At 41.2% G+C, this 11,989-nt stretch carries 9 protein-coding genes and 1 tRNA gene; 5 read left to right on the forward strand and 5 right to left on the reverse strand.

Going from position 1 to position 11,989, the window contains the following annotated elements; genetic code table 11:
• Positions 1-3: 3 nt before the first annotated feature.
• The 3 genes from DWX33_RS20190 to DWX33_RS22640 form a co-directional block, all read right to left on the reverse strand.
• On the reverse strand, positions 4-2,313 hold the full coding sequence (locus tag DWX33_RS20190) for an outer membrane beta-barrel protein (protein ID WP_122144033.1): 2,310 nt from the start codon (positions 2,311-2,313) through the stop codon (positions 4-6).
• A gap of 31 nt (positions 2,314-2,344) precedes the next feature.
• Complete coding sequence (locus DWX33_RS20195) at positions 2,345-3,679, reverse strand: radical SAM/SPASM domain-containing protein (RefSeq protein WP_122144034.1); 1,335 nt, start codon at positions 3,677-3,679, stop codon at positions 2,345-2,347.
• Positions 3,680-4,058: 379 nt separating this feature from the next.
• A complete protein-coding gene (locus DWX33_RS22640; RefSeq protein WP_181987512.1) occupies positions 4,059-4,196 on the reverse strand; it encodes a hypothetical protein in 138 nt (45 codons plus the stop codon).
• A 159-nt stretch (positions 4,197-4,355) separates the two neighbouring features.
• Between DWX33_RS22640 and DWX33_RS20200 the strand changes: the two genes are divergently transcribed.
• The 4 genes from DWX33_RS20200 to DWX33_RS20215 all read left to right on the forward strand — a co-directional run bounded on the left by DWX33_RS20200 (position 4,356) and on the right by DWX33_RS20215 (position 8,994).
• Positions 4,356-5,732 (forward strand): sensor histidine kinase KdpD, encoded by a 1,377-nt coding sequence (locus tag DWX33_RS20200; protein WP_122144064.1) that lies wholly within the window; start codon positions 4,356-4,358, stop codon positions 5,730-5,732.
• A 6-nt stretch (positions 5,733-5,738) separates the two neighbouring features.
• The gene (locus DWX33_RS20205; RefSeq protein ID WP_122144036.1) at positions 5,739-6,431 is read left to right on the forward strand and encodes a response regulator transcription factor; all 693 of its coding nucleotides are present in this window, start codon (positions 5,739-5,741) and stop codon (positions 6,429-6,431) included.
• 287 nt (positions 6,432-6,718) lie between these two features.
• Entirely contained in the window at positions 6,719-7,813 is a 1,095-nt protein-coding gene (locus DWX33_RS20210; protein WP_122144037.1) for a metallophosphoesterase, read from the forward strand.
• Positions 7,814-7,815: 2 nt separating this feature from the next.
• Positions 7,816-8,994 carry a metallophosphoesterase gene (locus DWX33_RS20215; protein WP_122380973.1) on the forward strand — a complete coding sequence of 393 codons (1,179 nt, stop codon included), beginning with the start codon at positions 7,816-7,818 and terminating at the stop codon, positions 8,992-8,994.
• A gap of 70 nt (positions 8,995-9,064) precedes the next feature.
• On the opposite strand, the gene DWX33_RS20220 is transcribed toward DWX33_RS20215, so the two are convergent.
• Positions 9,065-10,771: a S41 family peptidase gene (locus DWX33_RS20220; protein WP_044546013.1), complete on the reverse strand. Its 1,707-nt coding sequence runs from the start codon at positions 10,769-10,771 to the stop codon at positions 9,065-9,067.
• A gap of 48 nt (positions 10,772-10,819) precedes the next feature.
• On the reverse strand, positions 10,820-11,797 hold the full coding sequence (locus tag DWX33_RS20225) for an adenosine kinase (RefSeq protein ID WP_122380974.1): 978 nt from the start codon (positions 11,795-11,797) through the stop codon (positions 10,820-10,822).
• 110 nt (positions 11,798-11,907) lie between these two features.
• Here DWX33_RS20225 and DWX33_RS20230 point away from each other — a divergent pair.
• Positions 11,908-11,981 (forward strand) — tRNA-Asn (locus DWX33_RS20230).
• The last annotated feature ends 8 nt before the right edge of the window (positions 11,982-11,989 follow it).

Consider the following 11,989-nt stretch of genomic DNA (forward strand, 5'->3'; position numbering starts at 1 on the left):
TAATCATTTTACGATTCCTGCATCTTCATCCACATAATTATAGATTTGTTTCTGCGATCCCTTGTACTTACGCCCTAGGTCAAAGTTCCAAGCAATACTGAGCCTTACCTGGTTTCCCTCGTTTCTTACGTAAGAAGCCGTACTCTTTTGAACGTACGCTGAGTTCAGTAACTCTTTTTGGGGTGTCCCATCTGGCAAGAACAGATTTTGCACGCTCAACTCATATTGTATGGATTTATGTCGATAGCGGAGCGAGATGTTTGCTCGAGCAGGAAAAATCAGAACTGTCTCACCTGACTGCATCTTTGACTTGATCGTATAAGAGGCAGATAAAGACCAGTCCTTATAATTTCCTTCCAATTGGAAGCCACCAAATGTATTGGTCAAAGATTGCTCAAAATTGTTTCCTTTGTCTATATATCGGTTCAGTACGCCAAAAGCAGACAGATTCAATCGATCTCTCACAACCTCCCAATTTGCATACAAATACCCTTGGATATGCTGATGGAACTTTTGATTCTCCGGATGATACTCTAAATAATGATGGCCTTGGTCTTCCCGCAGGTAAATAGAATTATTTATGAGGTTACGAGTGTACTGGTAGAACAACCGAGGGGCGAAGGAGAAAGCACCCTTACGAAAATTGAACGTAAAATTGTTGGCATAGGTCTCAGCAGGAACCACATTTGGATTTCCGACAAACAATTCATAAGGGTTTTGCCATTGCTTGAAATCACTCATATAATTCAGAGTAGGCAAAAATTGCAACATAAAAAAGTTATACCTAAATGAGATATTCTCCTTGAAAGAATAGGCTAGTGTTAGTATCGGTCGAAACTGCCACTTCGAAAAATGGGTATCCTCTTCCTTGAAATATATCCTAGAAAAGCCTGCCCCTACTTGATAGCTGAACTTGCTTAATGCACCTTGCAACTGGGCATACCCATACACGTCCGAATTATTCATCGTATTGGTAACATCCGCTCCCTCCATGGTATAAATATTCTCTGTGTGAGATTGCGTAAAGCGTAATCCGACGGAGAAATCAATAGCTTGACTGAACCGGTTCTCATAGATGGCTTCTGCTTGCAGAGTTTGTTTCTTTCCATCTGTATTGTATGAATAGTTATACAGGGATTCATTCTGATTATTTTCTTGATAGTTTCGAAAATAATCAGAGGAAATATACGTCGCTACCACATTAGTTAAAAAAGTTTGATTCTTACCGAGTTCTTGTTGAAAATAAAGATCAATTGATGGCGTATAATTTCTGTTTTTCGTATGAAGTAAAGAGGTGTAATTCATTTTGTTTAATTCATCTATTACATTTTGTTTTGATACTTGATCAGGTACGCTAAATTGATTCCGAAAAACCACGTTAAAGACAGTCTTTTCCTCATTGTGCCAATTGTAAGAAAGAGATAGGTCATGTCTCTCCGATTTTATGGGTTCTTTCACTCCCTCTTTGGATAATACAAGTTTTTGATTCGGCAAAAACAGCTTCAAGTACTCATCCTTAAAACTGTCTTTATACTTCGAATAGGAGATACGGTAATTCAAGCCCAACTCCGACTTTCGGTTGTTGTATTTTAGAAAAACTTGGTCGTTCGTATAAGGTGAAGTAAGAGCTATCTGAGCATTTCCTCCAAGGGATAATCCATACTCTATTCGTTTCAGAACGAAATTTATCACGGTGCCGACATTGCCATAGCGCATGCCTGGCAAATCGATATATTCCACTTTTTTAATCTTTTGTGGATCGAGGGCAGTAATCTCATCTATTGTCACCTCAATATCATTAATGCGTAATTGTACGGGCCGATCGTTAATGGACGAAATTGAACGATCGCCCACATTTACGATTAATCCCGGCAGCATGAGTTGGTGAATCATCTCCAAGGCAGAGAACGACCTTTCTACGATTCCTATAGGGGGGAATATCACCTGTCGGTCCATTTTCGTATAATTGTCTGCCGAAACCACAATCTCATCCAATTGTTGAGTGACCGGAATAAGCTCGATAGTTCCAAAGTCTAGATTCTCCTGCGCATTCCTTACGTCTATCAAGGTTGAACGAAATCCTATATTGGAAAAACGCAATACATAATCGCCTACTTTGGGAATATTAATACGAAACTTTCCATCCGCTTGCGTTGCATCCTGGGAGACAACAACCGAGTCGGAATTTAGCGTAAGAATACTTACGCCCTCGATACATTCACCTGTTTCCTTATTAACGACTATTCCTGTTACAAGAATTGCATGAATATGAAAACTCACTAGCAAGGAGAAGAAAAGCAATAATTGTTTCATAGCACATTATCTATTTAAGGTGTAATCTTTGTTAGATTTTAGATTTCTTGCTTTGCAGAAACATTTGCTCCGCCCAAAGAAGTAGATATTTGTCGATAGACATACCCATATGTTGCATGGAGCATACTTTATGCAAATCTTTCCAATTTAACTCCATACACTTTTGGCTGCAAGGTCCCATACAAACAGGAAGCATCTTACAAGCCAAGCACATAGGATTCTCAAATGTAGTTCTACCAAGCCTTTTTGACAGAGTAACTTGATTCCACACGATATCTCCCGCATGGGTTAATATGCCTTCTGCATTTTCTTTCTTTAAGGTTCGCCCATTACAACGGTATACATTGCCATCATAATTTATGATGGCAAAATCATAATCTTCCGCAGGACAGGAATAATCTCGAATTTTCATATTCCCAGACTGAACCGTAAAGCCTTCTTTTTGGAATTTACGAATTGTTTCTAGCAATAAGGATCGTTGCTCTTTATCACCGGCAGATTCCATTGTTTGCCAGACACGTTCCATGTGGACTAAAAATTTACTACGATCCAAGCCTTGTAAATCCTTGATCAAAGGATCTATATTTCCCAAAGTCGCATCATCATAATTTATTCGAAGGGTTACCACAAAATCTTCTTCCAAAGCAGGAATGTTATCAGAGATAAGGTATAATGAATCCAGTATTTTATCGTATGTTTCCGCATTATTGATTTTCCCTATACGCACTTTGTCATGTTTCTCCTTGTTCCCATCCAATGTTATTTGAAACACAGGATTCGTTGATCGCAATTTGTCTATATTTTCCTTATTGATAAGGGTTCCATTGGTTATGAAAAACGAAGTGTAGTTTACACCAGCTCTTTTACAGATCTCACGAGCCTTATCTGCTAAAGGATATGCTATCTCATCGAAATAGAGTAAAGGTTCTCCTCCAAAGAAACTCAAAACGAAAGAGTCCACTTGTCTTAACTGAACTTTTTTCTCTATGTATTTCAATATGTTTTGCTTTACTTCATCGCCCATCTTCGAGTTTGCCACATGGCTCTCATAGCAATACCAACATTTTAAGTTACAGTCTTGAGTAGGATAAACCATCAATCGTAATCTTCGGCTAGGACTAAATGTCGCAATTTTATGCTTCAGTCTTATTTCTGCCAACTCATCCCGTTCGTCAGAGATCAAGAAACCACTACTTACTAAAGTATCATAATGCGATTTAAATGTTCTCTTGAAATCAGACTCTGCCATAGACATGAATGAGTCATATACATGATTACTTACACAGATGAGAGTATGTGTAAATGAGTTATAACAAATAACAAAACCTTTTTGCTTAACAAAGATATTATAATTACTTTTTTTCATAAACGTTTTCTTTTATGGCTACACAAAACTCGAACGCAGCGGTTCTAATATTAAAAATATCCGAACCGCCGTTCCTTTGATTAAGCCCCAGAGCAACCCGTTCCACATGTGTTACCACAATTATTACCACAATTGGTTCCACAGACACTACCACAATTAGATCCACAGCTACGTGTAGCCCCACCTCTTACAAGAAAAAGCTCATCATCAGAAAGGACAAGATCATCAAATAGTAGTCGTTCTTCTTTCTCTATTTGTCTCATAACATTATAGTTATAAAGTCTAAAATTCTCTCTCTAACACTTTTCCAAAATGGCAGAGAGTTTAACCAAAATGGAAATGTATACAACAGAATAAAATCGTCTTCCAAGAATGATATTTAAGGTTCTTTGAGGAAATATGGCACACCTCGTCCATTCTCAACCCAATACCATTCGTCTGTCTCTTCATCATAAATCCATTCACCACCCTTAATGGCGGAAAGTTCTTCCTTCGACAACAAATCACCAGTTTCCATATCTATATGCTTTTTAGTCTGTTACAAAAATATAAGTAAAATTTCGTACTATATCTAACAAACACCTAATTTTTGTCTAACAAAAAGCTAACAAAACGAGAAAAACGTATCTTTTTTAAGATTATTCATTATCTTCACATCCAAAATAACGAATATATCATGAAACACTCCTTATATATTACGACCATTATGTTGCTAGCCTTAACACTCTCCCAAGGATATTGGTTATACAATATATATAACGCTGAAAAATATAAAACGCAAGAAATCCTTGAAGAGCTATTCGAAGAGGCTATCAAGCAAGAAATGTCCAAGCGAATGGTTCGCAACAAACCGAAAGACCTCAGCAACCCCAAAAGAATCATAAGAAGAGCTAGTGATATGACACCAGAGGAACGAGCCAAGCTAAAAGGAGATACCATAACCTTATCACAAATAAAAAATCGGAATCTAAAAGATAACTATGCCGACCTTTTAACGCAACGTATGCAAGACGGTCTACGTAATGCGAATAAACCCTTAAAACCAAATGTATTAGACAGCCTATTCAATAAAACATTAACTGATCACAATTTACAAGCAATATCTTATATAGAAATATCAGACTCTACCCGGCAAACCGTAAATACGGTAGGAAAAAAATTCAACCTTTCATTTTATAAGTTCCAAACAGAAAAGCTTCCGATAGGAACGCAAGGATTACAATATGTACAGGCTTTCGTTAAATTACCTCTTTCTGACATTGTCCAACGAATGCTCTTGGCTTTTACCGTATCTTGTCTAATCATCCTTACCTCGGCGAGCTGCCTATATTATTTATTAAGAACAATACGTAAAGCCCACGCCCAACTCCGAGACCGTGAAATAGCCGTTCACAGCGCCATCCACGACTTGAAATCCCCGCTGAACACAACATATGCCTCTATAGATTTTATCGCTAGCCAAGAGAAAGAGCCGATGAAAGCTAACATATTAAATATCGGAAAAACACAAATCCGACAATTGATAGAGATCATCGAATCCATGCTATCCCTACTGAAAACAGCGGATGGAAAAGAGAGCGCACGAAGGTCGTCTATAGAAATCAAGTCATTTATCGAGCAAACGTATCAAGCGATAGTTAGGCTCTATCCTAACAAGAACCCCTTGTTCAAGCTTGAGAAAAGCGAGGATTTCCCCGACATGATCGAAGCTGATACCGTTCGTCTGGAACGTTGCCTACGGAATTTGCTAGAGAACGCATTGAAATATTCGGATGACGATGTACGAATCACCGTAACGTTGACTATGAAAAACAACCATTACCGAATAGCCATAAAAGACACCGGTTGGGGAATCCCCAAGAAAGCCCAGAAGAAACTCGGACAACAATTCTTCCGGGTGAAACAAGCCGACAAGCCAGCGCAACCGGGATATGGATTAGGGTTGAGTAGCGTAATGCTAATGGCTAAAGAAATGGGCGGCTCCCTAACTTTTCAGAGCGAGAAAAATGTAGGTTCAACATTTTTCATTAACTTGCCGGCCGAAAACACATAACACGATATGGAAGATAAGCTGAAAGTGATCTTTATTGAAGATGACCCAAACCTTGGATTAATCATCGTATTGGCCTTGCAAAGTAAAGGATACGAGGTTTACTACGCCAACACGTTAAGCGGTATTCAAGACATGATAGAAAAAGACTACCCTAATATCCTGCTTCTCGATCTGGAAGTTGGCAATCAAAACGCATTGGATTATTTGCCTTTTATTCGTTCAAAGCATCCTTCATTGCCTGTACTGATAGCCTCTTCCCACAACGAAGGGGAGGAAATAACACGCTGCTATGAAGCCGGAGCTAATCATTACACCAAAAAACCGTATGATATACAAGAAATAGATTTCCTAATCCAAAGGTTTTGTAAAAAGGCCAGTCCGATATCAAATAGTATATCTATTGGAGATTACCAACTGGAACTCTCCACTCATAAATTATTCTATAAACAAGAACAGTCAAAAACATTAAGTCCTAAAGATTTCAAGTTATTCTATCTGTTATCCGAGCAATTAAATCAGCCAGTAAGCAGAGAAAAGCTTTTTCATGAAATATGGGATGGGCAAGAAGTTCATGATAGCCTAAACAACAGCATCTCGCGTTTGCGCAAATTATTGGAAAAAGATACCACACTTTCAATAGATGCCGTAAAAGGAGTTGGATATATATTATCAAAAAAAGACCAACTCTCCTCATCGTAATTAAGGGGGCTTATTGTAGATTTCTAGATACGCCCTTGTTCCCTATCACATGATTCGGGAAAAACACGTACGACTTTTTTGAAAAACACGTACGACTTTTCCCAAAAACACGTACATGTTTTGAGTAAAAGATCATCCTGTTTTTAGCATACTAACAATCAGTATATTATATAATTCTTTTCATTACCAAACTTATTGTTTGGAATTTATATCGATCCTATAGGGACGTAGCGTGCAGCGTTTGCTACCTAAAGAGTTTTCATTATCTTCGCGGAAAATTAATTGAGATGTGGACGTTCTTTATCATACTTCCAATCCTGTATCTTGCAGGGAATATTTACATTTATCTAAAGGGAAAACAGGCTTTGAAAAGCCAGTCTACCGGAGTTAAAGTGTTGTTATCCATTGTTTTTTGGGGAGGAGCTTTATCGTTCTTCAGTAGTTTTCTATTCCGGAATCTGGATATGCCGGCTTCTTTCGCTCAAACGGTTTCTCAAGTAGGAACAGGATGGCTCGTGTTCACTTTATACATGGTATTGGCCTTGTTAGTATTTGATATCTTACGGCTTTTCCACCTACATTTCAAATACTCATTCTATTTATCCTTATTCTTAACACTCAGCTTATTAGGATATGGAAACTATAATTACCAACATCCTGATACACGAGTTATCAACATGGTTATCAACAAACCGGCCGATACCGATGGACAGCCGCTGAAAGTCGTAGCCATTAGCGACATACACTTAGGATACGCTACCAACAAGACGATGCTTGCCGGATATGTAGATATGATAAACGCTCAACGCCCGGACATCGTTCTTATCGGTGGAGACTTGATAGACAACAGTGTCGCACCTCTGCGATACGAGCATATGGAAGAGGAACTGTCCAAGATCTACGCCCCATTAGGCGTTTATATGGTACCGGGTAACCATGAGTATATCAGTGGTATAGAGGAGAGCGAGAAATTTATAGCGCAGACGCCCATCGTACTTTTAAGGGATTCCGTGGCTATCTTGCCCAATCAGATCCAACTCGTAGGACGGGACGACCGGCATAACAAAGGACGGAAAACTTTAGGTCAGCTTACCGCGAACCTTGATAAAAGCAAACCTGTTATCTTACTAGACCATCAACCCTACGATTTAGAGAAAACGGAAGAGGCTGGCGTAGACTTACAGTTTAGCGGACATACACATCGAGGACAAGTATGGCCGATGAACTGGATCGTGGATCATCTGTTCGAATTAAGTTACGGGATTAAAAAAATCGGAAATAGTACGATTTATGTCTCATCCGGCTTATCTTTGTGGGGACCGCCTTTCCGTATCGGGACGGATAGCGAGATGGTGGTATTCAATATTACATTCAAAGAGTAAAGATGAAAGTATTTATTCAATCAATCGTAGCGCAGCTATTACTAAATCCGTATATTTTCTGGAGAGGATATCAAGCTCTTCCTCCCAAGAAAAGTTGCCGGATTCCTTTTATCTTGTTTTTCGTACTCGAACTATCGCTTTATTTTTTCGGATTTATTTTTAGGAATGAACTACCTGATAACGTGATAATCACGATCCAATACATCTGTAACACTTGGTATATAGCGTCCATTTATATCACTTTATCTCTCTTGGTACTTGAGTTGATCAGGCTCTCCCAACGTATCAAGCCATGGTTCCCCAAATGGATGAAAGAGCATTGGCAGCAAACCAAGCTAACCCTGTTTTTTCTTATCGTATTCGGTGTTACCGGTTTAATGATTCACGCATACCATACGGTAATGAATCCGATTGTTAAGAACGTATATATCACGTTGCCCAAAGCCGCGGGGGATCGGGATAGCCTGACTATTGTCATGATGAGCGACTTACATATCGGAGAGGTTATCGGGAAGGACTTGGTACAAAAATATGTGGCGCTCAGCAACGCACAGCATCCGGATATGGTGGTATTAGCGGGGGATATCATGGATTATGAATCCCGGTTCGCAGAAAACGCCCACATCGAGGATGATTTAAAACAATTAAAAGCTCCGTTGGGCGTATATATCGTTTACGGGAATCATGAATACCGGGCAAACCGGAACGCGAAATATCGTTGGTTGCAAAAGACCGGAGGTACGCTACTAATAGACTCGGTGGTCCAACCGGACTCAACTTTTTATTTGATAGGGAGGGATGATTTCATCCATAAGAAACGAAAATCGCTTCATTCGTTAATGGAAGGGGTGGATACCGGCAAACCGATTATCGTTTTGGATCATCAACCTTGGTCGTTCGCCGAGATGAATATGAATGGGGTGGATTTGGGACTGCACGGACATACGCATAACGGGCAGTTATGGCCTTATCCCCTACTGATGAAACTTGTGTATGAATGCCCGTACGGATATTATAAGAAAGGACCTACGCAATTCTATGTATCTTCCGGCATTGGTATAGCAGGACCTCCTTATCGGGTGGGAACCGTCTCGGAATTGGTCGTATTGCATATCCGCTTCAAAGCCCCCAAACAGACTGGCGAAAGAGGGAAAAGCACGATGCCCATTCAAGGGAGCTGACAATGGGCATCGTAAGCTCGCTTGAATGGGCATTGTAAGGCCCTTTGAATGGGCATCGGCAGAAACCCGCCTATTCGGTACCCTTGGTGGCCGCTTCCAACTCAACCGGCACGCTCAATGTACGCCTGTATAAATCCGGATCGCCCAATACCTCCAACGCTTTCTCCAATACAAGATCATCTTTCAAGCTTTCTTGCAACTCTCCTCGTTGGTAATAATAACGTTTTACGATCTCGGCGGCCATTACTCGTTTCACCTCATCCTTGAAACGATCGAAATCTCTTTCCAGATTCGGAGTCAGCTTAGCCTCTAATTCCTTGAACGCAGTAGAATCCTCCTCCAGATACCCCTCAAACTCAGCCACTTCTTTCAAGTTCTTCAATACTTTCTCGCTTTGGCGGTCATAGGTGAAATTCTTGGACTTGGCGTATTGCTTCAAAGCTTCGAAATCCTCATCGGAAACCGTAAATTCCTCGATGGGAGCGATTGTCTTATGCTTTTGTGCCCAATCCGTAACGAAGTCGAACAAGACCGTATCCGCCGCCAAATAATACATCATGGTAGGCACTTTCGGCTCCTTCACCTCAAACTCCGGACGTACGCCACCCCCATCACGAACCGGACGCTTCTTGGACGTATAGAATACGGAAGTCAAGCTATCCGGAATAGCCGCCACGCTACCATCCTCTTTCCGGTGCGAATAATCGATTTGCTGGATGCAACGACCACTCGGGATATAGTATTTACTCATCGTGATTTTCACTTTCCCATTATAAGGCAGGTCACGAGGAGCTTGCACCAACCCCTTACCAAACGAACGTTGTCCCACCAACACGGCACGATCCATATCCTGCAAAGATCCCGATACGATCTCAGCGGCGGAAGCCGTACCTCCATTGATCAATATAGCCAACGGCATTACCGTATCCAAAGGCTCCGTAGAGGTTCGGTACGTACGATCCCATTGCTTGATCTTTCCTTTCGTTGAAAGCACCTCGCTGCCTTTCGGTACGAACATACCTACGATTTGTACGGCACCTTCCAGCACGCCGCCGCCGTTACCGCGCAAATCCAGTACCAAAGACTTAATATTATGATTTTTCTTTAAATCCAAGAATGCCTCTTTCACCTCTTGAGCACTCTTGATAGTAAATGCCTTTAGATAAATATAACCGATACTGTCATTCTTAACCCCGTAGTAAGTAACTTGAGGTGTCGTGATCTGCTTACGGGTAATCTCGAACTTCCGGGGTTTCTTCTCGCCCGGACGTTGGATCGTCAAAACCATCTTCGTATTCGGAACACCTTTCAACAACTCGCTGACCCGGGAGTTTGTCGCCTTGGAAACATCGATCGTATCGATTGCCAAGATCAGATCGCCCGGCTTCAGACCCGCTAAATCGGCCGGCATTCCCTCGGTAGGCTCGGCAATCATCACGCCTCCCTCGTTGTTACGCTGACGGATCAAGGAACCGATACCTCCGTATTCGCCGGTCGTCATCAGACTCAATTCCTCCGTTTTTTGCTCAGGATAGTATTCCGTATAAGGATCTAAACCAGCCAACATTGCCTCGATTCCCCGCTGAACGGTTTTATCCACATCCACTGAATCCACGTAGAACATCTCTACTTCTTTCAATAAAGAATTGAAAATGTCTAGGTTCTTACTCACCTCAAAGCGGTTATCTTTTTGCGCCCATCCCGGCACTACGCTACTTGCGACGAACAGCAAGCAAAATAAACCTATAATTCCTCTTCGTTGAACCAATCTGTACATACAATATTTAGTTAATTAACGGCATAAATGTAAGGAATAATACGCCGCCTAAGCCAATATCCCTTTTACTTTTAACTTTATTTGTTCCCATTTATTATACGGAATCTCCGGGCCAACCACGTCGATCACATAGCCCGCCAACATCGATCCGATGCGTGCGGATTGTACCAAAGACGCTCCTATGGATTGACCGTACAAGAATCCGGCGGCGAAGTTATCACCGGCGCCTGTCGTATCAACAGGTTTGCCCCCCTCAGCCGGGACAGAATAAAATTGACCATGACTACCGATCAAGGCACCTTCCTTTCCCAAAGTGACCAATGAGACCTCTACCAACTCAGACAAGGTATGTACGGCCTCAGCAGCCTTCTGCCCGGTAAAAGCCTCAGCCTCACTCTCATTAGAGAACAAAATATCCACATATTTAGGAATGATATCCTCCAGCATTCCTTTAAAAGCATTCACGATATTGAAGTTCGACAAATCCAGCGCTACTTTCAAGCCCAACTTTTTAGCCTTCTCCATCGTAGAACGAACCAACGGTTCGTTTACGAGCAAGTAACCTTCTATATAAATACATTGATATTTACTTAGCATCTCCTCGGTGATCTCATCCGGGGTTATTGTCGGGGCCGGGCCAAGGAAAGTCCCCATCGTACGTTCCCCATCCGGAGAAATCATCACCGTACAGCTACCTGTAAGTCCGTCCATCTTGATAAAATAGGAAGTGACACCCGCTTTTTCCAACGCATCCTCATAAAATCTGCCGATCGAATCATCCCCGATCTTACCGATAAAACCGGAATTCGCCCCTAAAGAAGACATCGAACGCATCGTGTTGCAGACAGATCCTCCCGGGGTTTGCGTACGTGGCAAGCCGGCTAAAGTTGTACGGATAGCGATCATTTGTTCCCTGTTAATCATATCCATAGCTCCTTTCTGTATCCCGATTTCCGATAGGACATCATCATTTTCAAGCCTCAATAAAACGTCAACCAAAGCATTTCCTAAACCTATTGTATTCATTTTTTCGTAATTTTTTTCGCAAAGATATTGCATATTTCGAAAATACCCCGTACTTTTGCAGTGCAATTTCAGAAAGGGGTTACGGAATAACCTTTGAAAGAGCGAAAAATTCTTCCTTAGCTCAGTTGGTTAGAGCATCTGACTGTTAATCAGAGGGTCCTTGGTTCAAGTCCAAGAGGAAGAGCGAAAAGA

The sequence above is a fragment of the Parabacteroides sp. AF19-14 genome (assembly GCF_003635485.1).
Taxonomy (GTDB): Bacteria; Bacteroidota; Bacteroidia; order Bacteroidales; family Tannerellaceae; genus Parabacteroides; species Parabacteroides distasonis.